The sequence below is a fragment of the Kitasatospora sp. NRRL B-11411 genome (genome assembly GCF_000721345.1).
Lineage (GTDB): Bacteria > Actinomycetota > Actinomycetes > Streptomycetales > Streptomycetaceae > Kitasatospora > Kitasatospora cineracea.
This window is the reverse complement of the sequence record NZ_JOGH01000019.1, coordinates 39,984-61,007: the sequence shown is the minus strand read 5'-3', so window position 1 is coordinate 61,007 and position 21,024 is coordinate 39,984. Positions and strand designations below refer to the sequence as shown.

General features: G+C 74.0%; 17 protein-coding genes. 12 read left to right on the top strand and 5 right to left on the bottom strand.

Annotated elements, in window-relative coordinates; translation table 11 throughout:
* Positions 1 to 19: 19 nt before the first annotated feature.
* The 12 genes from IH44_RS49085 (at position 20) to IH44_RS0112370 (ending at position 16,189) form a co-directional block, all read left to right on the top strand.
* The gene (locus tag IH44_RS49085; protein WP_035954833.1) at positions 20 to 1,405 is read left to right on the top strand and encodes an efflux RND transporter periplasmic adaptor subunit; all 1,386 of its coding nucleotides are present in this window, start codon (positions 20 to 22) and stop codon (positions 1,403 to 1,405) included.
* Complete coding sequence (locus tag IH44_RS0112420) at positions 1,405 to 2,184, top strand: ABC transporter ATP-binding protein (protein WP_030459550.1); 780 nt, start codon at positions 1,405 to 1,407, stop codon at positions 2,182 to 2,184. The genes IH44_RS49085 and IH44_RS0112420 overlap by 1 nt, the downstream gene beginning before the upstream one ends.
* Entirely contained in the window at positions 2,181 to 3,383 is a 1,203-nt protein-coding gene (locus IH44_RS0112415; protein ID WP_107066519.1) for an ABC transporter permease, read from the top strand. The genes IH44_RS0112420 and IH44_RS0112415 overlap by 4 nt, the downstream gene beginning before the upstream one ends.
* Positions 3,384 to 3,395: 12 nt before the next feature.
* Positions 3,396 to 4,019: a DUF5666 domain-containing protein gene (locus tag IH44_RS0112410; protein ID WP_051816816.1), complete on the top strand. Its 624-nt coding sequence runs from the start codon at positions 3,396 to 3,398 to the stop codon at positions 4,017 to 4,019.
* Between the two features lie 146 nt (positions 4,020 to 4,165).
* The gene (locus IH44_RS0112405; protein WP_304414207.1) at positions 4,166 to 4,927 is read left to right on the top strand and encodes a response regulator transcription factor; all 762 of its coding nucleotides are present in this window, start codon (positions 4,166 to 4,168) and stop codon (positions 4,925 to 4,927) included.
* Position 4,928: 1 nt separating this feature from the next.
* A complete protein-coding gene (locus tag IH44_RS0112400; protein ID WP_030459546.1) occupies positions 4,929 to 6,392 on the top strand; it encodes a cell wall metabolism sensor histidine kinase WalK in 1,464 nt (487 codons plus the stop codon).
* A 282-nt stretch (positions 6,393 to 6,674) separates the two neighbouring features.
* On the top strand, positions 6,675 to 8,216 hold the full coding sequence (locus tag IH44_RS0112395; RefSeq protein WP_030459545.1) for a cytochrome ubiquinol oxidase subunit I: 1,542 nt from the start codon (positions 6,675 to 6,677) through the stop codon (positions 8,214 to 8,216).
* Positions 8,217 to 8,227: 11 nt separating this feature from the next.
* Positions 8,228 to 9,232: a cytochrome d ubiquinol oxidase subunit II gene (gene cydB / locus IH44_RS0112390; RefSeq protein ID WP_030459544.1), complete on the top strand. Its 1,005-nt coding sequence runs from the start codon at positions 8,228 to 8,230 to the stop codon at positions 9,230 to 9,232.
* Between the two features lie 34 nt (positions 9,233 to 9,266).
* Positions 9,267 to 12,782 (top strand): thiol reductant ABC exporter subunit CydD, encoded by a 3,516-nt coding sequence (gene cydD / locus IH44_RS0112385; RefSeq protein WP_030459543.1) that lies wholly within the window; start codon positions 9,267 to 9,269, stop codon positions 12,780 to 12,782.
* Between the two features lie 227 nt (positions 12,783 to 13,009).
* Entirely contained in the window at positions 13,010 to 14,800 is a 1,791-nt protein-coding gene (locus tag IH44_RS0112380) for a GAF domain-containing sensor histidine kinase (RefSeq protein WP_081966857.1), read from the top strand.
* 50 nt (positions 14,801 to 14,850) lie between these two features.
* Positions 14,851 to 15,702 carry a DUF72 domain-containing protein gene (locus IH44_RS0112375; RefSeq protein WP_030459541.1) on the top strand — a complete coding sequence of 284 codons (852 nt, stop codon included), beginning with the start codon at positions 14,851 to 14,853 and terminating at the stop codon, positions 15,700 to 15,702.
* 67 nt (positions 15,703 to 15,769) lie between these two features.
* The gene (locus IH44_RS0112370; RefSeq protein ID WP_030459540.1) at positions 15,770 to 16,189 is read left to right on the top strand and encodes a hypothetical protein; all 420 of its coding nucleotides are present in this window, start codon (positions 15,770 to 15,772) and stop codon (positions 16,187 to 16,189) included.
* 31 nt (positions 16,190 to 16,220) lie between these two features.
* Here IH44_RS0112370 and IH44_RS0112365 read toward each other — a convergent pair whose 3' ends face one another.
* The 5 genes from IH44_RS0112365 to IH44_RS0112345 form a co-directional block, all read right to left on the bottom strand.
* Positions 16,221 to 17,033 (bottom strand): HAD family hydrolase, encoded by an 813-nt coding sequence (locus tag IH44_RS0112365; protein ID WP_030459539.1) that lies wholly within the window; start codon positions 17,031 to 17,033, stop codon positions 16,221 to 16,223.
* A 199-nt stretch (positions 17,034 to 17,232) separates the two neighbouring features.
* On the bottom strand, positions 17,233 to 18,192 hold the full coding sequence (locus IH44_RS40965) for a hypothetical protein (protein WP_030459538.1): 960 nt from the start codon (positions 18,190 to 18,192) through the stop codon (positions 17,233 to 17,235).
* A 97-nt stretch (positions 18,193 to 18,289) separates the two neighbouring features.
* Complete coding sequence (locus IH44_RS0112355) at positions 18,290 to 18,757, bottom strand: hypothetical protein (RefSeq protein WP_063759594.1); 468 nt, start codon at positions 18,755 to 18,757, stop codon at positions 18,290 to 18,292.
* A 130-nt stretch (positions 18,758 to 18,887) separates the two neighbouring features.
* Positions 18,888 to 19,955 (bottom strand): ParB/Srx family N-terminal domain-containing protein, encoded by a 1,068-nt coding sequence (locus IH44_RS0112350; protein ID WP_030459536.1) that lies wholly within the window; start codon positions 19,953 to 19,955, stop codon positions 18,888 to 18,890.
* A 123-nt stretch (positions 19,956 to 20,078) separates the two neighbouring features.
* On the bottom strand, positions 20,079 to 20,966 hold the full coding sequence (locus tag IH44_RS0112345; protein WP_030459535.1) for an LLM class flavin-dependent oxidoreductase: 888 nt from the start codon (positions 20,964 to 20,966) through the stop codon (positions 20,079 to 20,081).
* Between the last annotated feature and the right edge of the window lie 58 nt (positions 20,967 to 21,024).

The following is a 21,024-nucleotide window of genomic DNA, read 5'->3' as shown; positions in this document are numbered from 1 at the left end:
CCGGCGATGCTTCTGCGCCATGAAGGTGCTTCCGCGACGGCGTGGGGCCGTCCTCGTCAACTCCGCGCTCGGCGTGGCCCTGCTCGGCGGGGCCGCGCTGGCGTACACCACCCTGGACAGCGGCACCAGCAAGGCCGCCACCGGTTCCAAGGTCAGGACCGCCACGGTCGCCAAGGGGACGGTCCAGGCCACCGTGTCCGGATCGGGCACGCTGTTCTCGCCGTCCGACGCCGCGCAGGACTTCACCACCGGCGGCCGGCTCACCGCGGTGAAGGTCGCGGTCGGCGACGCGGTGAAGAAGGGCCAGGTGCTGGCCACCGTCGACACCGCCGCCGCCCAGCAGCAGGTCGACCAGGCGCAGTCCGCGCTGAACACGGCCGAGGCCAACCTGACCAAGGCCGAGGCGGGCGAGACGGTCACCACCACGGTGCCCGGCACGGCCGGCTCCGGCTCCTCGAACTCCGGCCGCAGCGGCGGCAGCGGCGGCAGCGGCAGCGGCGCGGGCGCCCAGAGCACCCCGCAGCCGACCACCACGACCACCGTCAAGGTCGACCAGGCGCAGGTGGCCTCCGCCCAGCAGCAGGTCGACAACGCCGAGGCGACGCTGGCCAACGCCAAGGACGCGCTGGCCGGCACCACGCTCACCGCCACCACCGACGGCACCGTCGCCTCGATCACCGGCAAGGTCGGCGAGAGCGTCTCCGGCACCGGCTCCGCCGGCTCGTCCTCCTCCGGCGGCAGCTCCTCCGGCTCGTCCGGCACCAAGTCCGGTACCAGCAGCGGCAGTTCGAGCAGCACCCCGACCGGCTTCATCGTGCTGACCAACCCGGCCGGGATGGAGGTCACCGCGAACTTCTCCGAGCTGGACTCGCTCAAGCTGAAGAAGGGCCAGGCGGCCACCGTCACGCTGAACGCGCAGTCCGACACCAAGTTGGACGCCACCGTGCTGTCGGTCTCCTCGCTGCCCTCCAGCTCCACCAACGGCGCCGTGCAGTACGGCGCGACGCTGCAGATCGGCGGCGACACCTCCGCCCTGCGCACCGGCCTGAGCGCCACCATCTCGGTGACCACCGGCTCCGCCGAGAACGCCCTGTCGGTGCCCACCGCGGCCCTCCAGGGCACCGGCAGCACCCGCACCGCCACCGTGGTGCACGACGACGGCTCCACCGAACGGGTGCAGGTCGCCGTCGGCATCGAGGGCGACAGCACCGTGCAGGTCACCGACGGCCTGACCGAGGGCGAGAAGGTCGAGCTGACCTCCACCACCGCGGGCACCGGCAACGGCTTCCCGTCCGGCCAGTTCCCCGGCCTGAACGGCGGCGCCGGCGGCTTCGGCGGCGGCACGGGCGGCTTCGGCGGCGGGACCGGCGGCTCCCGCAGCGGCGGCGGCGGAGGCACCCGCTGATGCGCACCGCCAAGCCCCCGGTGATCCAGATCCGCAAGGTCACCAAGTCGTACGGCCACGGCGACGCCGTCGTGCACGCCCTGCGCGGGCCGGTGACCGACGGCGGCGAGCCGCTCGGCGTGGACCTGGACATCGCGGAGGGCGACTACGTCGCGGTGATGGGCTCCTCCGGCTCCGGCAAGTCGACCCTGATGAACATCCTGGGCTGCCTGGACGTGCCCAGCTCCGGCCGCTACCTGCTGGACGGCACCGACGTCGGCCACCTGGACGAGGGCCAGCTCGCGCTGGTCCGCAACCGCAAGATCGGCTTCGTGTTCCAGTCCTTCAACCTGGTGCCCCGCACCACCGCGCTGGCCCAGGTCGAACTGCCGCTCGCCTACGCGGGCGTGCGGGCCGCCGAACGGCGCCGCCGGGCGCTGGCCGCGCTCAGCCTGGTCGGCCTGGCCGACCGGGCCGGGCACAAGCCCAACCAGCTCTCCGGCGGCCAGCAGCAGCGCGTCGCGGTGGCCCGGGCGCTGGTCACCGCGCCCGCGATGCTGCTCGCCGACGAGCCCACCGGCAACCTCGACAGCCGCTCCACCGAGGAGGTGCTGGGCATCATCGACGGACTCAACGCGCGCGGCCGCACCGTGGTGGTGATCACCCACGAGGACGAGGTCGCGCTGCACGCCAAGCGGGTCGTCCGGCTGGTCGACGGCGCGATCGTCTCCGACGTCCGGCAGGCCCCGGCCGACGGGCCGCCGCCCGCCCTGGCCGCCGCCGCGGGGGTGGTCGCGTGATCGCCTGGCAGATGCTCCGCTTCGCGGTCGGCGGCCTGGCCGCCAACAAGGTCCGCTCCGCGCTGACCATGCTCGGCGTGCTGATCGGCGTGGCCTCGGTGATCCTGCTGCTCGCGGTCGGCAACGGCTCCTCGGTGGCGGTCAAGGAGTCGATCACCTCGCTCGGCACCAACTCGCTGACCGTCTCCTCCTCCGCCTCGCGCGGCTCGGCCACCGCCGCCAAGAAACTCACCGTCGAGGACGCCAAGGCGCTCGCCTCGGCCACCGACGCCCCGGCCGTCAAGTCGGTCGCCCCGGTGGTCACCACCAGCGGCACCGCGCTGTACGGGAACATCTCGTACCAGCCCGGGCAGATCGTCGGCACCTACCCCGCCTACTTCGAGACCGCCAACCTGAAGGTCGACAAGGGCGACTACTTCTCCGCCGACGACGTGCTGAACTCCCGCAAGGTCGCGGTGCTCGGCGCGACCACCGCCAAGGAGCTGTTCGCCGCCGAGGACCCGGTCGGCAAGAGGATCACCATCGGCGGCACCCCGTTCACCGTGACCGGCGTGCTGAAGACCAAGGGCTCCACCGGCTTCAACGACCCCGACGACGTGGTGATCGCCCCGCTGCCGACCGTGCAGAACGCGTTCACCGGCTTCGGCTCGGTCAACCAGATCCTGGTGCAGGCGTCCTCCGCCGAGGCCACCACCGAGGCGCAGGCCGACATCACCCGGATCCTGATGGGCACCCACGCCCTCAAGGACGCCACCAAGGTCGACTTCCGGATCAGCAACCAGACCTCGCTGCTGACCGCCCGCGAGTCCACCACCAAGACCTTCACCGTCCTGCTCGGCGCGGTCGCCGCGATCTCGCTGCTGGTCGGCGGCATCGGCATCACCAACATCATGCTGGTCACCGTCACCGAGCGGACCAGGGAGATCGGCATCCGCAAGGCGCTCGGCGCGCCCCGCGCCGTCATCCTCGGCCAGTTCCTCGCCGAGTCCACCCTGCTGTCGGTGGTCGGCGCCGGGCTCGGCGTGCTGGCCGGCATCGTCGGCTCGCACTTCTCGGTGGTCGGCATCAAGCCGGTGGTCATCCCCGAGTCGGTGCTCGGCGCGTTCGCCATCGCCGTCGCCATCGGCCTGTTCTTCGGCAGCTACCCCGCCAACCGGGCCGCCTCGCTGCGCCCGATCGACGCCCTCCGGCACGAGTAGAAGGAGACCCCCGTGTCTGACGACCAGGAGCTGCTGGCCACCGCGCCGGACGCCCGCGACATCACCGCCGAGCTGGCCGCGCCACCGCGCCGCAAGCTCCCCTGGCCGACCCTGGTACTGGCCGGCTGCGTCGTCGCGGTGCTCTCGTTCGCGGGCGGCGTCTGGTACCAGAAGGACAACGGCACCAGCACCGGCACCGGCAACCGGGCGAGCGCCACGAACGGGCGGTTCCCCGGCGGCACCGGGGGCACCGGGCGCGGCGGCTACGGCGGCTTCGGCGGCGGCCAGAACGGCGGCACCGGCAACGGCCAGGCCCCCGGCGGCGCGGCGGGCGGCTTCACCCGCGGCACCGTGAAGTCGGTGGACGGCAGCACCGTCTACCTGACCGAGGCCAACGGCACCACCGTCAAGATCACCACCGGCGACTCCACCAAGGTCACCACCACCAAGGAGGGCAAGGTCGGCGACCTGCAGCCCGGCCAGAGCGTCACCGTGCTGGGCAGCAAGGCCGAGGACGGCTCCTACAACGCCACCCAGCTCACCGAGGGCAACGCCACGGGCGGCTTCGGCGGCCGCGGCGGCAACGGCGGCGGCACCGGGGGCGGCGCCGGTACCGGTTCGGGTACGAGCGGATGACTAATCCAATCTTCATTCACTTTGCGTAGTCTGGTCGGGCTAGGGTCTGTCTGACGGTGTCCGGTCGGGTCAGCCCGGCGGGCATCGCGGACAGGCCCCGTGGTGTCCGGGGTGGCCCATTCGTCCGGCCGGGAGGCGGAGCAATCGTGTCAGGCGCAGTGCAGTCGAACCCGGCCGCGACCACCCAGGTCGGCGGCGAGCCGTTCCTGCTGGTGGTGGACGACGAACCGAACATCCGCGAGCTGCTCTCGGCCAGCCTGCGGTTCTCCGGCTTCCGGGTGGCCTCCGCCGCCACCGGCCAGGAGGCGCTGGACGCGGTCGCCGCCGAGCGGCCCGACCTGGTCGTGCTGGACGTCATGCTGCCCGACCTGGACGGCTTCACCGTGGTGCAGCGGCTGCGCGACCAGACCCAGTGGCCGCAGAGCCCCGAGCACGTCCCGGTGCTGTTCCTGACCGCCAAGGACGGGACCGGCGACAAGGTGCAGGGCCTGGCGGTCGGCGCCGACGACTACGTCACCAAGCCGTTCAGCCTGGAGGAGCTGATCGCCCGGATCCGGGCGATCCTGCGCCGGGCCGGCGGCCCGGCCGACGACGGCCGCCTGGTGGTGGCCGACCTCACCCTGGACCCGACCGCGCACGAGGTCACCCGCGGCGGCCTCCCGGTCTCGCTCTCCCCCACCGAGTTCAAGCTGCTGCACTACCTGATGGCCAACGTCGGCCGGGTGGTCTCCAAGGCGCAGATCCTCGACCACGTGTGGGCGTACGACTTCGGCGGCGACCTCTCCATCGTCGAGTCGTACATCTCCTACCTGCGCCGCAAGCTCGACTCCGGCCCCGTGCACGGCCCCAAGCTGATCCACACGGTGCGCGGCATCGGCTACGCGCTGCGCCGCCCGCCGAACAGCTGAGATGGCCCGCTTCTCGCTGCGGGTGCGCCTGCTGGTGCTCGCGCTGCTGCTGGTCACCACCGGGCTGGTGGTGAGCGACACCCTGGTGCTGGGCACCGTCCGCGGCCAGCTGGTGGACCGGGCCGACGAGCAGCTCGACCGGTTCGCCGAACCGCTCTCCCGCCGCCCGCCGACCCGGCAGACCACCAGCTCGGTGTTCAGCGCGCAGAACGTCGGCCGCCGCTCCGGGCAGAGCCTGCCCAGCGAGTACGTGGTGCGCTACCTGGCCGAGGACGGCTCGGTGCTGTCGGTGATCCGGCAGCCGCTGAGCGACTCCGACCCGGCCCCGCAGCTGCCCGCGCTGGACCGCAAGGGCCTGACCGAGCGGCTGGACGACCCGTTCACCGCCTCGGGGCCGAAGGCCGGCGAGTGGCGCTCGATGGTGCTGCCGCTGCAGCGCGCCACCGCGGGCGGCGACCTCACGGTGCCCCGGTACGTGCAGGTCGCGGTGCCGCTGGCGGACGTCGAGTCCACCATCTCGCACCTGCGCACCACCTTCCTGACCATCGGCGGCGCGGTGCTGGTCGGCATCGCGGGCCTCGGCGCGCTCGCGGTGCGGGCCGGGCTGCGGCCGCTGCGCCAGCTGGAGGCGGGCGCCCAGCGGATCGCCGACGGCGACCTGTCGTACCGGATGCCGGAGCTGCCGGTGCGCACCGAGGCGGGCCGGCTGTCCGCCGCGCTGAACGGGATGCTCACCCACATCGAGACGGCGTTCGCCGCCCGGGCCGCCTCCGAGCAGCGGATGCGCCGCTTCGTCGCGGACGCCTCGCACGAGCTGCGCACCCCGCTGGCGGGCATCCGGGGCTTCGCCGAGCTGCACCGGATGGGCGCGCTGCAGGACGTGGACCGGGCGATGGACCGGATCGAGTCGGAGGCGGTGCGCCTGGGCGCGCTGGTCGAGGACCTGCTGATGCTGGCCCGGCTCGACGAGGAGCGCCCGCTCAACCTGGCCCCGATGGACCTGCGCACGCTGGCCGCCGACGCCCTGCACGACCTGACCGCGCTGGACCCGGGCCGCCCGGTCGCGCTGACCGGCCCGAACGGCCTGGGCTCCCCGCAGGCCGCGCCGGTGCTGGGCGACGAGGCCCGGCTGCGCCAGGTGGTGACCAACCTGGTGGGCAACGCGGTCAAGCACACCCCGTCCGGCACCGCGGTGCGGATCGGCGTGGGCCGGGCGTCCGGCGGCTGCCTGCTGGAGGTCGCCGACCAGGGGCCGGGGCTGACGGAGGAGCAGGCCGCCCTGGTCTTCGAGCGCTTCTACCGGGCGGACGCCGCGCGCACCCGGCTGCCCGGCCAGGCCGGGGGGTCGGGCCTGGGCCTGGCCATCGCCAGCGCCCTGGTCTCGGCGCACGACGGGGAGCTGTCGCTGCGCACCGCGCCGGGCGAGGGCGCGGTGTTCCGGCTCTCGCTGCCGCTGCAGCGCTGAGGCCCGCACCGGTCTGACGCCGGGTCAGGGCGGGCGGTGTCAAGCGCCGTTCGGTACAGCCGGGCTGCCCCGGTGCCGCTTGTGGGGGGTCGGCCGGACGTCGGATCATCGGCGTGTCCGAGAACACCCCACCCCCGTGCATCCGCACCGATAAGTATCATGGATACTTCCCTTGTGAACGTGTTCACGTTCACAAGCGGACAAGCTTGGGTGGGTATGGCGCACCTGAGTGCTACATATGCGTTCCGTCCGTTATGTGCGAAACCTGTGAGAGAGGGCGCAGTGGACCTAGCAGTCGCTCACGAGACCATCTCGCGATGGCAGTTCGGCATCACCACCGTCTACCACTTCCTCTTCGTGCCCCTCACCATCAGCCTGGCCTCGATCGTGGCCGGACTGCAGACCGCCTGGGTGCGCACGGGCAAGGAGAAGTACTTCCACGCCACCAAGTTCTGGGGGAAGCTCTTCCTGATCAACATCGCCATGGGCGTGGTCACCGGCATCGTCCAGGAGTTCCAGTTCGGCATGAACTGGTCCGACTACTCCCGCTTCGTCGGCGACGTGTTCGGCGCCCCGCTGGCGATGGAGGCGCTGATCGCCTTCTTCTTCGAGTCCACCTTCATCGGCCTGTGGATCTTCGGCTGGGACCGGCTCCCGAAGAAGATCCACCTGGCCTGCATCTGGCTGGTGGCGATCGGCACCGCCCTCTCCGCCTACTTCATCCTGGCCGCCAACTCCTGGATGCAGCACCCGGTCGGCTACAAGATCGACCCGGCCACCGGCAAGGCCCAGCTCACCGACATCGTCCGGGTGCTGACCCAGAACACCACCGTGGTGCAGGTCTTCCACACCCTCACCGCCGCCTTCCTCACCGGCGCCGCCTTCGTGGTCGGCATCGCCAGCTACCACCTGTGGCGGGCCAAGCGCGGCAAGCAGACCGACGGCCGGAAGACCGCCGCGATGCGCACCTCGCTGCGGGTCGGCCTGACCATCGCCGTGGTCGCCGGCCTCGGGGTGGCGATCAGCGGCGACACCCTCGGCAAGGTGATGTTCGAGCAGCAGCCGATGAAGATGGCCGCCGCCGAGGCCCTGTGGGACACCCAGGCGCCCGCCCCGTTCTCGGTCTTCGCGGTCGGCGACGTGTCCAAGGGCCACAACTCGGTCGAGCTGGAGATCCCCGGGATACTGTCCTTCCTCGCCCACAACGACTTCTCGTCCTCGGTGCCAGGCATCAACGACACCGCCGCCGCCGAGGCCGCCAAGTACGGCGGGCAGCCGGACGACTACATCCCCAACATCTTCGTCACCTACTGGGGATTCCGGCTGATGATCGGCTTCGGCATGACGTCCTTCGTCGCCGCGCTGATCGGCCTGTGGACCACCCGCCGCAGGTTCTGGCTCGCTCCCGAGCACCGCACCGCCGAGGACGAGCCGCCGAAGCTGATGCTCACCAGGAACCGCGAGATGAACGTCTTCTTCACCCGGTGGAGCTGGCGGATCGGCATCCTCACCATGGGCTTCCCGCTGCTCGCCAACAGCTTCGGCTGGATCTTCACCGAGATGGGCCGCCAGCCCTGGGTGGTGTTCGGCCTGATGCGCACCCGCGACGCGGTCTCCCCCAACGTCACCGTCGGCACCCAGGTGGTCGGCCTGACCACGCTGACCGTGCTCTACGCGATCCTCGCCGTCATCGAGGTCAGGCTGCTCGCCAAGTACGCCGCCGCCGGGCCCGACACCTCCGAGAAGCCGCCCGCCAAGGACCCGACCCTGCGCGGACCCTCCGACGACGAGGACGCCGACCAGCCCCTCGCCTTCGCGTACTGAGGACGGATCACATGCACCTGCACGACCTCTGGTTCGTCCTGATCGCCGTCCTGTGGATCGGCTACTTCTTCCTGGAGGGCTTCGACTTCGGCATCGGCGTCCTCACCCGGCTGCTGGCCCGGAACACCGCCGAACGCCGCGTCCTGATCAACACCATCGGCCCGGTCTGGGACGGCAACGAGGTCTGGCTGCTGACCGCGGGCGGCGCCACCTTCGCGGCCTTCCCCGACTGGTACGCCACCCTGTTCAGCGGCTTCTTCGTCCCGCTGCTGCTGATCCTGGTCTGCCTGATCGTCCGCGGCGTCTCCTTCGAGTACCGGCACCAGCGCAGCGGCGAACGCTGGCAGCGCAACTGGGAACTGGCGATCTTCTGGACCTCGCTGCTGCCCGCCTTCCTGTGGGGCGTCGCCTTCGCCAACATCGTGCACGGCGTCGACATCGACCGGGACAAGAACTACGTCGGCACCCTCTGGGACCTGCTCAACCCGTACGCGCTGCTCGGCGGACTCACCACCCTGGTGCTGTTCACCTTCCACGGCGCGGTGTTCGCCTCACTCAAGACCAGCGGCGAGATCCGGGTCCGGGCCCGTGCCCAGGCCACCGCGCTCGGCCTGGCCACCGCGGTGCTCGCCCTGGTCTTCCTGGTCTGGACGCAGGCCCACTCCGGCAACGGCTGGAGCCTGGCCGCGCTGGTCGTCGCCGTCCTCGCCCTGCTCGGCGCGCTCGGCGCCAACCGGCTGGCCCGCGAGGGCTGGGCGTTCGCGCTCAGCGGCCTGACCATCGTCGCCGCCGTCGGGATGCTCTTCCTGTCGCTGTTCCCCGACGTGATGCCCTCCACGCTGAACCCGGACTGGTCGCTGACCGTCACCAACGCCTCGTCCTCGCCCTACACGCTCAAGGTGATGACGGTCGTCGCCCTCGTCTTCACCCCGCTCGTGCTGCTCTACCAGGGCTGGACGTACTGGGTGTTCCGCCGCCGGATCGGCGTCCAGCACATCCCCGCCGCGCACCACTGACCCAGGAGCACACCTGATGGACCGCCAGCAGCGGATGCGCCCGATCGACCCCCGGCTGCTGGCGCACGCCCGCACCACCCGCGCCTTCCTCGCCGGATCCGTCCTCCTCGGCGGGGCGGGCGCGGCCCTGCTGGTGGCCCAGGCCGGACTGATCGCCTCGCTGGTGGTCGGCGCCTTCCAGGACGGCCGGTCCGGGCTGTGGGGGCAACTGCTCGGCCTGGCCGCCGTCACCCTCGGCCGGGCCCTGGTCGCCTGGCTCACCGAACTCACCGCCCACCGCTCGGTCGCCGCCGTCAAGTCCACCCTGCGCCGCCGCCTGCTCGACCACGCCACCGCCCTCGGCCCCGCCCACCTCACCGGCCGCCGCACCGGCGACCTCGCCACCCTCGCCACCCGCGGCGTCGACGCCCTCGACGACTACTTCGCCCGCTACCTCCCGCAACTGGCCCTCGCCGTGGTCGTCCCGCTGGTCGTGCTGGCCCGGATCCTCGGCGCCGACTGGGAGTCCGCCGCGATCGTCTGCGTCACCCTGCCGCTGATCCCGCTCTTCATGGTCCTGATCGGCTACGCCACCCAGGCCCGCACCGACCGCCAGTTCGCCGGACTCGCCCGGCTCTCCCACCACTTCCTCGACGTGGTCGCCGGACTGCCCACCCTCAAGGTCTTCGGCCGGGCCCGCGCCCAGGCCGCCGCGATCGGCCGGATCACCGAGGACTACCGGCGCGCCACCCTGCGCACCCTGCGCCTCGCCTTCGTCTCCTCCTTCGCCCTGGAACTGCTCTCCACCCTCTCGGTCGCCCTGGTCGCCGTCTCGATCGGCTTCCGGCTGGTGAACGGCACCCTCGACCTGGAGACCGGCCTCCTCGTCCTCGTCCTCGCCCCCGAGGTCTACCTGCCGATCCGCCAGGTCGGCGCCCTCTACCACTCCAGCGCCGAGGGCCTGGCCGCCGCCGGGAAGATCTTCGAAGTCCTGGAGACCCCGCTGCCCGCCGGCGGCACCCGGCCCGCCCCCACCGGCACCGACCTGCGGGTCGAGGACCTGACGGTGCGCCACCCCGGCCGGGCCGGCGACACGCTGTCCGGGTTCTCGATGACCGTCCCGGCCGGCCGCACCACCGTCCTCACCGGTCCCAGCGGCGCCGGCAAGACCACCCTGGTCAGCGTCCTGCTCGGCTTCACCCGCCCCGACGGCGGACGCGTCCTGCTCGGCGGGCAGGACCTCGCCGACACCGACCCGGCGAGCTGGCACGCCCAGGTCGCCTGGGTCCCGCAGCACCCCCAACTGTTCGCTGGCACCGTCGCCGAGAACGTCCGGCTCGCCCGCCCCGACGCGAGCGAGGACCGGCTCGCCGCCGCCCTCGCCGCCGCCCACGTCGACTTCACCACCCCCGACACCCTCCTCGCCGAGAACGGCCACGGTCTCTCCGCCGGCCAGCGCCAGCGCCTCGCCCTGGCCCGCGCCCTGCTCGCCGACCGCCCCGTCCTGATCCTCGACGAACCCACCGCCCACCTCGACCCCGTCACCGAGGCCGCCCTCCTCGACACCCTCCGCACCCTCGACCGCACCGTCCTGCTCATCACCCACCGCCCCGCCCTCACCGCCCTCGCCGACCACCACGTCCACCTGCCGGGTGCGGAGAACCAGGGGCGCGGGGAACTGCGCGAAGCGGGAGGCGAAGTCCTCCGGACCCGGCACGGGAGTGACCTGCCGCTCGAAGGGGCCGCCCGGCAGGGCGCGGACCGTGGGACGGAGGCTGCGTCGGAGCCCGACCCGGCGGCCGCCGCCTCCCGCCCCGCGCAGTTCCCCGCGCCCCTGACCGCCGCCACCCGGGTCCCCCGGTTCTGGCTCGCCGTCCTGCTCGGCGCCCTCGCGCTGGGCTGCGCCGTCGCGCTGATGGGGACGTCCGGGTGGCTGATCTCGCGGGCCTCGCAGATGCCGCCGGTGCTGTACCTGATGGTCGCGGTGACCTCGGTGCGGGCGTTCGGGATCGGGCGGAGCGTGTTCCGGTACGCGGAGCGGCTGGTGGCGCACGACGCGGTGCTGAGGGCGCTGGGCGGGGTGCGGACGGCCGTGTACCGGCGGCTGGAGCGGCTGGCCCCGGCCGGGCTGCCGCAGTTCCGGCGCGGCGACCTGCTGTCCCGGCTGGTCGCGGACGTGGACGCGGTGCAGGACTTCCACCTGCGCTGGCGGCTGCCCGCCGCCGTCGCCGTGCTGGTCTCGCTGGGGGCCTCGGCGGCGCTGGCCGCGTTCCTGCCACTGGCCGGCCTGGTGCTGGCGCTCGGGCTGCTGCTGGCGGGCGCCGCCGTCCCGGCGCTGGAGCGGTGGATCTCCGGCCGGACCGAGCGCCGGCACGCGCCCGCCCGCGGCGACCTGGCGAGCGCCGTGCTGGACACCCTGACCGGCACCGCCGAACTGACCGTCGCGGGCGCGCTGCCGCGCCGCCTGGGCGCCGCCCGGGACGCGGACCGGGCGCTGACCCGGCTGGCGGCCCGTTCGGCCGCAGCGAGCGGCCTCTCGGCGGGGCTGGTGGCGCTGGTCTCGGGGCTGACGGTGGTCGCCGCCGCGGCGGTCGGGGTGCGCGCGGTGGCGTCGGGGTCGCTGCCCGGGGTGTGCCTGGCGGTGGTGGTGCTGACGCCGCTGGCCGCGTTCGAGGCGGTGGCGGGGATGCCGACCGCGGTGCGCCACCGGGAGCGGGCCCGGGCCTCCCGGGAGCGGCTGGACCAGGTGCTGGCGGCGCCGCTCCCGGTCCGCGAACCGGACGCGCCGCGGCCGCTGCCGGAGGTCCGGCTGCCGGTGCTGGTGCGCGACCTGACGGTGCGCTGGCCGGGCGCGGAGCGCGACGCGCTGCACGGCGTCGGCCTGGAGCTGGCGGCCGGGCGGCGGATCGCGGTGGTCGGGGCGTCCGGTTCGGGCAAGACCACGCTGGCGCAGGCCCTGCTGCGCTTCGTCGAGCCCTCGGCCGGGGCGGTGCTGCTGGCGGGCCGCACCGACACCCGGGAGCTGGCGGGCGAGGACGTCCGCCGGGTGGTCGGGCTGTGCGCGCAGGACGCGCACGTCTTCGACAGCTCGGTGCGGGAGAACCTGCGGCTGGCCCGGCCGGACGCCGACGAGGCCGCACTGCGGGCGGCGCTGGACCGGGCCCGGCTGCTGGAGTGGGCGGACGGCCTGCCGGAGGGCCTGGACACCATGGTCGGCGAGCACGGCGCCCGGCTGTCGGGCGGCCAGCGCCAGCGCCTGGCGCTGGCCCGGGCGCTGCTCGCGGACTTCCCGGTGCTGATCCTGGACGAGCCCGCCGAACACCTGGACACGGCCACCGCGGACGCCCTGACCGCCGACCTGCTGGCCGCCACCGCGGACCGCGCCACCCTGCTGATCACCCACCGGCTGGCGGGCCTGGACGACGACAGCGTGGACGAGGTGCTGGTGCTGGACGCCGGCCGGGTGGTCGAACGCGGCCGCTGGTCCGAGCTGGCCGACCGGCCGGACGGACGGCTGGCCGCGCTGCTGGAACGGGAGCGCGCGGGGGAGCGGGCCCCGGCCCGCGCCTGAGCCCGAACCGGAGCGCGGTGCCCCGGGCCGGAGCGCGCTGCCCCGGGCCGGAACGCGGTGCTCCGAGCCGGGGCCGGGCCGGAACGCGGTGCCCCGGGCCGGAGCGCGCTGCCCCGGGCCGGAACGCGGTGCTCCGAGCCGGGGCCGGGCCGGAACGCGGTGCCCCGCGTCGAGTGTCGCCGTCCGGAGAAAGCGGGCAAACCGTGACAGACAGGCACACTGGTGGCATGCAGACGCCGGAGGAGCCGACCGCCACGGGCGGCCGGCCGCGCATCCCCGAGATCTCCTCGCTCGGGCTGGACACCCTGGTCACCGAGGTCTCCGAGCGACTCCAGTCGGCCGCCGCGGTGACCGACCGGATGCAGCGACTGCTGGAGGCGGTGGTGTCGGTCGGCGCAGGCCTGGACCCGCACGCCACGCTGCAGCGGATCGCGGCCGGCGCCGCCGAACTGGTGGACGCCGACTACGCGGCGATGGGCGTGGTGAACCCGAACGGCAGCGGCCTGTCGGACTTCATCCACATCGGCATCGACGACGCGACCGCCGCCGAGATCGGCCACCTGCCGACCGGCCGGGGCATCCTCGGCGCGCTGATCGACGACCCGCGGCCGCTGCGGCTGACCGACCTGTCCACCGACCCGCGCTCGGTCGGCTTCCCGCCGCACCACCCGCCGATGGTGTCCTTCCTGGGGGTGCCGATCCGGGTCCGCGGCGAGGTGTTCGGCAACCTGTACCTGACCGGGAAGAAGGGCGGCGGCTCGTTCACGCCCGAGGACGAGCAGGTGGTGCTGGCGCTGGGCGCGGCGGCCGGCGTGGCGATCGAGAACTCCCGGCTGTACGAGCAGGGCCGCCGCCGCGAGCGCTGGATCACCGGCGCCGCCGCGGTCACCACCTCGCTGCTGTCCACCGACGAGGCGCAGATCGCGCTGACGGTGGCCGCCGAGCAGGTCCGCGAACTCGCCGGGGGCGCGCTGGGGATGATCCTGCTGCCGGCCGGCGAGGACCGGATGCGGGTGGCGCACGCCTCCGGCGAACGGGCCGACCACCTGACCGGCGAACTGCTGCCCGAGCACGGCTTCGCACCCCGCCTGTTGGTCGGCGAGGCGGTCTACCTGGACGACCTGGCGACCGCGCCCGAGACCGCCTCCGACGCCCAGTTCGACCGGCTGGCACGGGAGTTCGGGCCGTCGATGGCGGTGCCGATGGTCTCCGCGGGCCGGGTGCTGGGCGCGCTGTGCGTGTGGCGCGAGGCCGGGACGGTGCCGTTCACCGACACCGAACGCCAGCTCTCCCAGACCTTCGCCTCGCAGGCCGCGCTCGCCCTGCGGCTGGCCGAGTACCAGCGCAACCAGCAGCGGCTGGCGGTCTTCCAGGACCGCGACCGGATCGCCCGCGACCTGCACGACCTGGTCATCCAGCGGCTGTTCGCCACCGGCATGATGCTGGAGTCCGCCGCCCGCCGGGCCGTCGTCCCCGAGGTGCAGGAGCGGATCGGCCAGGCCGTCGACGAACTGGACGCCACCATCCAGGAGGTCCGCACCACCATCTACGCCCTCCAGCACGGCGACACCGACGACCGGCCGGACACCCTGCGCACCCGGGTGCTGCGCGAGGGCAGCCAGGCCGCGGCGGCGCTCGGCTTCAAGCCCGCCGTCACCTTCACCGGCCCGGTGGAGAGCCTGGTCGGCGAGAAGACCTCCCGCCAACTGCTGGCCGCGCTGCGCGAGATGCTCTCCAATACGGCCCGGCACGCCCGCGCCTCCCGGGTCGCCGTCGAAATCGACGCCACCGTCCACCTCGGCGAGGACGGCCGCCCGCTCTCCCCGTCCCCCACCCGCACCGGCCCGCCCGGCGTCCTGCTCACCGTCACCGACGACGGCGTCGGCATCCCCGACGGCGGCCGCCGCTCCGGCCTGCGCAACCTCACCCGGCGCGCCGAGGCCCTCGGCGGCGACGCCTGGCACGAGGCCGGCCCGCACGGCAAGGGCACCCGGGTCCGCTGGACCGCCCGGCTCTGACGACGGCGCCCGGCCGTTACGCCGGGCCCGGGCGGGGAAGGCGCGCTCGCATGGGAGAGATCAGGGTCGGCGCGTGCTCGTGGACGGACAAGGAACTGCTGGCCGGCGGCTGGTACCCGGCCGGCCACCGGGACGCCGAGGGCCGGCTGCGCCACTACGCGTCGAGGTTCCCGGTCGTCGAGGTCGACGCCACGTACTACGCGCTGCCCAGCACCCGCAACAGCACCCGGTGGGCCGAGCGCACGCCCGCCGGGTTCCGCTTCGACGTGAAGGCGTTCTCGCTGCTCACCGGCCACCCCACCCGGACCGCCGCGCTCCCCGCCGACCTGCGGACGGCCCGCCGGGACGACCCCGGGCTGCTGGACGAGGCGTGGGCCCGGTTCAGCGGCGCCCTCGAACCCCTGCGCGCGGCCGGCCGCCTCGGCACCCTGCTCTTCCAGTTCCCGCCGCGACTGGCCCCGGGCGCCCCCGCCCGGGCGGTGCTGCGGGCCTGCCGGGAGCGCACCGCGGGCTGGCCGCTGGCGGTGGAGTTCCGCCACCCCGACTGGTGGCGGGACGACCTCGCCGCCGACACCCGCGCCCTGTTGGCCGAGCTGGACGCGGCCGCGGTGGCCGTGGACACCGCGCAGGGCCTGCCCACCTCGATGCCGCCGGTCGCCCCGGTCACCTCCCCGCGCCTCGCGGTGGTCCGCCTCCACGGCCGCAACCCCGCCTGGGGCACCGGCTCGAAGGAGGACCGCTTCCGCCACGACTACACCCCCGCGGAACTCGCCCCCTGGGTGGAGCGGATCCAGGCGATGGCCGACCGGGCCCGGGAGGTCCACGTCCTGTTCAACAACTGCTGCGGCGACGCCGCGGTCCGGGCCGCCGAGACGATGACCGGACTGCTGGCCTGTTCCTGAACCCCGCAGCGGGCCGCCGCTTCCGGGACACTGGCCGTACTCCCGGAAGCGGCGGACGGACGGCACGATGGGCATCACACCACTCACGGCGGAGAACAGCGCCGCGTTCCTGGCCCGGTTCGGGCACTTCGAGGACGGGGTTATCACCGGCATCCGGCTGCACCTGCCCCGCGGCCCGATCGCCGGGCGGGAGGCCGCGTTCGACATCCAGGCCGTGGACACGGACCGGGGCGACGGGTGGCGGCTCGTCCGGCTCACGCTCGGCGGCGTCCACGAGTACCTCTTCCCGTGCAGCGACGGGTTCAGCTACTTCGTCCTCTCCGACGGCCTGAACCTGGACGTCACCGGCGGACGCTGCGTCCTCGACCTGGACCCGGGGCCGGACGCGTGGTCGCCGGAGCAGGTGGGCCGCCCGGGCGAGTACGCGAAGCAGTACGCCGTCGGGGAGCGGATCGGCTACGAGGTGCTGGACGGACCGTTCATCTGACGCCCGGCGACGTTCCGGCGTCCGGCGGACGTCAGAGCAGGGTCTCGATGACCGCGGCGACGCCGTCCTGCTCGTTGCTGACGGTGTGGTGGGCGACTGCGGCCAGCACCAGCGGGTGGGCGTTGGCGACGGCGTAGGAGCGGCCGGCCCAGGCGAGCATCTCCAGGTCGTTGGGCATGTCGCCGAAGGCGACCACCTCGTCGGCGCCGATGCCCTGCTGGGCGCACCAGCGGGCCAGGCTGCTGGCCTTGGTGACGCCGGGGGCGCTGATCTCGATCAGCGGTATCGGGCTGGAGCGGGTGACCTCGGCGAGCGGGCCGACCGCCGCCCGGGCCCGGTCCAGGAACGCGTCCGGGCCGAGGTCGGGGTGCTTGCCGAGCAGCTTGAACAGGCCGTCGACCCGCCCGTCGGCGAACAGCTCGGCGGCGGTGCCGACCGGGTGCTCCTTGTCGGACTCCCACATCGCCACGTTGTACTCCGGCTCCCGGGCGAAGCCGCCGGGGAACTCGAACGCGAAGGCGGTGCCGGGCAGTTCGGCCCGCAGCAGGTCCACCACGGTGAGCGTCCCGGCCGGGTCGAGCGGGTGGGTCTCCAGCAGCTCGCCGCGCCGGACGTCGACCACCGCGCCGCCGTTGGAGCAGATCGCCACGCCGTGGCCGCCGATGTGCGGGCCGAGGTGCTGCATCCAGCGCGGCGGCCGCCCGGTGACGAACACCACCTGCACCCCGGCGGCCTCGGCGGCGGCCAGCGCGGCGGCCGTCCGGGCGGTCACCGTGCCGCCGGAGCACAGCAGGGTGCCGTCGAGGTCGGTGGCGATCAGGCGGGGGCGCGGGGAGGCGGTCATCCGTCCATCTTCGCGCACTCGTCCGGCAACCGGACCCGCCCGTCGGCGGGGAAGCACCGGAGCGCGGGGCGAGTGCCGGGCGAGCGCGCGGGGAGGCCGGGGGGAGGCCGGGGGGGGGAGGCCGAGGGGAGGCCGGGGGGTGCAGCCGGACCCGCCCGGTGTGGGCGGGTCCGGACGCGGGTGCGGTTCGGCGGGCGGGTCAGGCCGCGACGTTCAGGGTGAGCGCCGCGGTGTGCAGCGTGCCGCCGGTCTGGAACTGCAGGAACAGCCGCCAGTCGCCGGCCTTCGGCAGCTCGGCGTGGAACGCCAGGGTCGGCCCGCCGCCCGTGCCCTCGGCGGCCTTCGCCTCCGGGTGCAGGTGCGCGAACGCCTGGTCGCCGGCGTGGAAGGCGGTCAGGTGCGCGTACGTCTCCAGGTACGGCTGCAGGTCGGTGACCGGCTGCCCGTCCTTGCTGACGGTCACGGTCAGCTCCCCGGCCGCCCCGGCCTTCGGGGCGCCCGCCACGGTCACCGTGTAGCCGTCCGCGGTGGTGCTCGCGGCGGCGGCCGGCAGCGGCACCGGCGCGGCCTGCCCGGGCACCGCCGCGGTGCGGCTGAGCACCAGGCCGGTGCCGGCGCCGCTGCCCGCGCCCGGCACGAACGAGGCGTACATCCGCCAGTCGCCGGGCTGCAGGTCGGCCAGCGGGGCGGTCCAGGTGCCGTCCGGGGACATCACCGGGTGCAGGTGCCGGAAGCCGGACAGGTCGGAGCGGATCGCGTAGAAGTGCATCTCCTTGGTCTGCTCCGGCCGGTACGAGGTCAGCGCCTTGCCGTCCGGGCCGGTCACGGTGAACCGGTACTCGCCGCCGGACAGCGCGCCATCCAGCCGGTAGCCGCCCTGCTCGGCGGCCAGGCCGTCGGCGGCCGCTCCGCCGGTGCCGGGCATGCCGCTCATGCCGTCCATGCCGCTCGTGCCGCCGTCCGGGCCGTGGTTCATCCCGGCCATGTCGTGCCCGGCCGCGGAGCCGGTGGCGGGGGCGGTGGCGGACGGGGAGGCGGCGTGGTCCATGCCTCCCATGCCGCCCGTGCCGTCGCTGCCGCAGGCGGTCAGGCCCAGCGCGAGGACGGTGGCCGCGGCGGCGGCGAGCAGGATGCGGCGGGTGGGGGTGGTACGGGTCATCGGGGGTTCGCTCCATGGGGGCGCGCGCGGATGCGCGGTCGCGGACAGGACGCGGCGCCCGGCCGTCCGCCTGCGCGGAACCGGCCGGGTGGCGCCCTCACCTGCGGGCGACGCAGACCCGGATCAGCAACTCCCGCCCGCCGTCCGGCGGCGCCCGCCCGCCCCGCTCCACCCCGGCCGGACCGGGTCCGGTGAGCGGCAGCAGCGGCGGGTGCGGCGGCAGGGCCGCGCCCGGCGCGGGCACCGGCACCCGGTCACGGGCCTGGGTGGAGACGCATGCGGCCACCGAACTCCCGTGCCCCATCGCCGGGTTGGCGCTCGGCCGGTCCTCCCCGGGCCGGGTGTGCCCGGTCGCCGCGTGTGACGCAGGCGCGGACGGCGACGGCAACGGGGACACGGGAGCGGGCGGCGACGAGGACGCGGACGCCGGGTGGCAGCCGGTGGCGCTCGCCGGGCTGCCGTGCATCAGGAACAGCCCGAGCAGCAGTGCGCACAGCACCGCCCACCGGGCGGCCGTCCGCCCGGCCGCTGCCGGGCCCGTAGCCCGTCCCGTCCGTTCCGTCATCCCGCTCAGCATACCCCCGCCCGGTATCGAACAGGCGTGGCCACGGGCGGCGGTCGGCACCCCGGCCGAAAGCCGACGGCCCGGTGGCCCCCGCTCGGGACGGGGGTCCGCCGGGCCGTCAACTGCCGTCTCAGCCGAGGCCGTTGACCTTCTTGTACTCCAGCGCGTAGGCCAGCTTGCCCGGCTTGGCGTCCGTGTACGGCTTGCTCAGCTTGTCGAACTCGCCCTTGGTAGCGGCCTTCCCGGCGTTCCACTGGTCCAGCGCGCCCAGGTCCGCGGCGGTGAAGCCGTTGTTCACGGGGGCGGTCTTCGGCAGCGCGACCATCGCCTCGGTGGTGCCCTTGACCGCGGCCAGGTAACCGGCCAGGTCGTTCCGGTTCCAGGCGGTCAGGTCGACCGGGGCGGCGTCGCGGATCCAGCTGCCCCAGTAGAACTCCTGGAACGGCACCGAGTTCTGGGTGTAGCCGATGTCGCGGCCGAAGTAGAGCAGGCTGCGGTACTTGTCGTCCTGGAAGTTCGCCAGTCCGACCGAGGTCGGCAGCTTGTTGGTCTTGACCGGGCGGCCCTCGGGGTCGCTCAGGTACACCCACTTGTTGGCCTGCATCCGCGCCCAGAAGTCCTTCTGGGTCAGGGTGCTCAGGTTGGCCAGCACCCGCAGCCGCACGTGCAGGTCAGCGCCGCCGTCCGGAGTCTCGTAGAACGAGGTCAGGGTGTGGTGGCCGTCCGTCAGGAACGGCTCGCCGCCGGGGCCGATCACCACGGTCTTCATCGCGGCGGTGCTGTCCGCGGTCTCGCCGCCCACCGGCAGCGTGCAGGTGAACGAGGACGGGTCGTCCAGGCGGGCGTTCGGCTGCACCGCGACCGCCTCGATCCGGCCGTCGGCCTCGCACCAGTCGCTGAACTTCTTGTTGACCGCGTCCTTGCCCAGCGTGTACCGGCCGAGCTTGTAGTACACCTCGTCGTAGCCGAGCGACGGCTGGGTCGGGTGCACGTCGCCGATCCGGACGTCCAGCAGCTGGCCCGGCTGGGCGCACAGGTACGGGGCGAACGGCGTCCTGCGGTTGTCGTGGCCGCAGAACGACGGCCGCTCACCCGGCGCACCGGGCGCGGCGAACGCGGTCGGGGCGGTGGCGGCAACGGTGGCCAGGGCCGCGCCGACCGCCAGCAGCGGCGCGGCGGACGGGACTCGGAATCGCATGACACTCCCTGCGAACGGCTTGTTGTGGTCCGCGAGCGTGCCAGCGGCCGGCCAACACCCGGGATCGGCGGCGTGGACTCCCGGAGAACGCGCCCGGACGATCCGCCCGCCCCGCGCCCGTCCTCAACCCAGCTGGGCCAGGCCCTCGGTGGCGATCCGCTCGAAGACGCCGAGGTCGTTGGCGAAGATCGAGTCGGGCACCGGCCAGTGCACCACCAGCTCGGTAATCCCCAGCTCCCGGTACGTTCCGGCCCAGTCGACGAACGCGCCCACCGACTCCAACGGCCGCTCCGCCGTCGACCCCTGCAGCAGCACCTTCTCCAACTCGCCGACGTCCCGCCCGGCCGCCTCGCACGCGGCCGCCAGCTGCTCGACCTGCCGGGCGATCACCTCCGGCGCCTGCTGCACCGGCACGTCCGCCGGCCCGCGCGGGTCCCCGTACGTCACCCAGCCCTGCCCCTGCTCCGCCGCCAGCCGCAGCCCCTTCGGCCCGGTCGCCGCCACGTAGAACGGCACCCGCGGCACCTGCACGCACCCCGGCACGTTCCGCGCCTCCACCGCCGAGTAGTACACCCCCTCCCGGGTCACCGCACCGTTGCGCAGCAACTCGTCCAACAGCCCCACGAACTCCCCGAACCGCGCCGCCCGCTCCCGCCCCGACCACGCCTCCTGCCCCAGCGCCGTCGCATCGAACCCGGCCCCGCCGGCCCCGATCCCCAACGTCAACCGCCCGCCCGACACGTCGTCCAGCGTGATCAGCTCCTTCGCCAACGTCACCGGATGCCGGAAGTTCGGCGACGTCACCAGCGTCCCCAGCCTGATCCGCTCGGTCGCCGTCGCCGCCGCGGTGAGGGTCGGCACCGACCCGAACCAGGGCTCCTCCCGGAAGCTCCGCCAGCTCAAGTGGTCGTACGTGTACGCCGCGTGGAAGCCGAGTTCCTCGGCCCGCCGCCACACCTTCTGCCCCTCGCTCCACCGGTGGATGGGGAGGATCACCGTGCTCAGTCGCATGGCCTGACACTATGCCGCCGAAGACCGGCCGGAGTATGCATACCGGCAGTATGCTTGC

Coding starts and splice junctions, on each gene's coding strand:
- IH44_RS49085 (WP_035954833.1), top strand. CDS start 20: ATGAAGGTGCTTCCGCGACGGCGTGGGGCCGTCCTCGTCAACTCCGCG.
- IH44_RS0112420 (WP_030459550.1), top strand. CDS start 1,405: ATGCGCACCGCCAAGCCCCCGGTGATCCAGATCCGCAAGGTCACCAAG.
- IH44_RS0112400 (WP_030459546.1), top strand. CDS start 4,929: ATGGCCCGCTTCTCGCTGCGGGTGCGCCTGCTGGTGCTCGCGCTGCTG.
- cydB (WP_030459544.1), top strand. CDS start 8,228: ATGCACCTGCACGACCTCTGGTTCGTCCTGATCGCCGTCCTGTGGATC.
- cydD (WP_030459543.1), top strand. CDS start 9,267: ATGCGCCCGATCGACCCCCGGCTGCTGGCGCACGCCCGCACCACCCGC.
- IH44_RS0112380 (WP_081966857.1), top strand. CDS start 13,010: ATGCAGACGCCGGAGGAGCCGACCGCCACGGGCGGCCGGCCGCGCATC.
- IH44_RS0112375 (WP_030459541.1), top strand. CDS start 14,851: ATGGGAGAGATCAGGGTCGGCGCGTGCTCGTGGACGGACAAGGAACTG.
- IH44_RS0112370 (WP_030459540.1), top strand. CDS start 15,770: ATGGGCATCACACCACTCACGGCGGAGAACAGCGCCGCGTTCCTGGCC.
- IH44_RS0112365 (WP_030459539.1), bottom strand. CDS start 17,033: ATGACCGCCTCCCCGCGCCCCCGCCTGATCGCCACCGACCTCGACGGC.
- IH44_RS40965 (WP_030459538.1), bottom strand. CDS start 18,192: ATGACCCGTACCACCCCCACCCGCCGCATCCTGCTCGCCGCCGCCGCG.
- IH44_RS0112355 (WP_063759594.1), bottom strand. CDS start 18,757: ATGACGGAACGGACGGGACGGGCTACGGGCCCGGCAGCGGCCGGGCGG.
- IH44_RS0112350 (WP_030459536.1), bottom strand. CDS start 19,955: ATGCGATTCCGAGTCCCGTCCGCCGCGCCGCTGCTGGCGGTCGGCGCG.
- IH44_RS0112345 (WP_030459535.1), bottom strand. CDS start 20,966: ATGCGACTGAGCACGGTGATCCTCCCCATCCACCGGTGGAGCGAGGGG.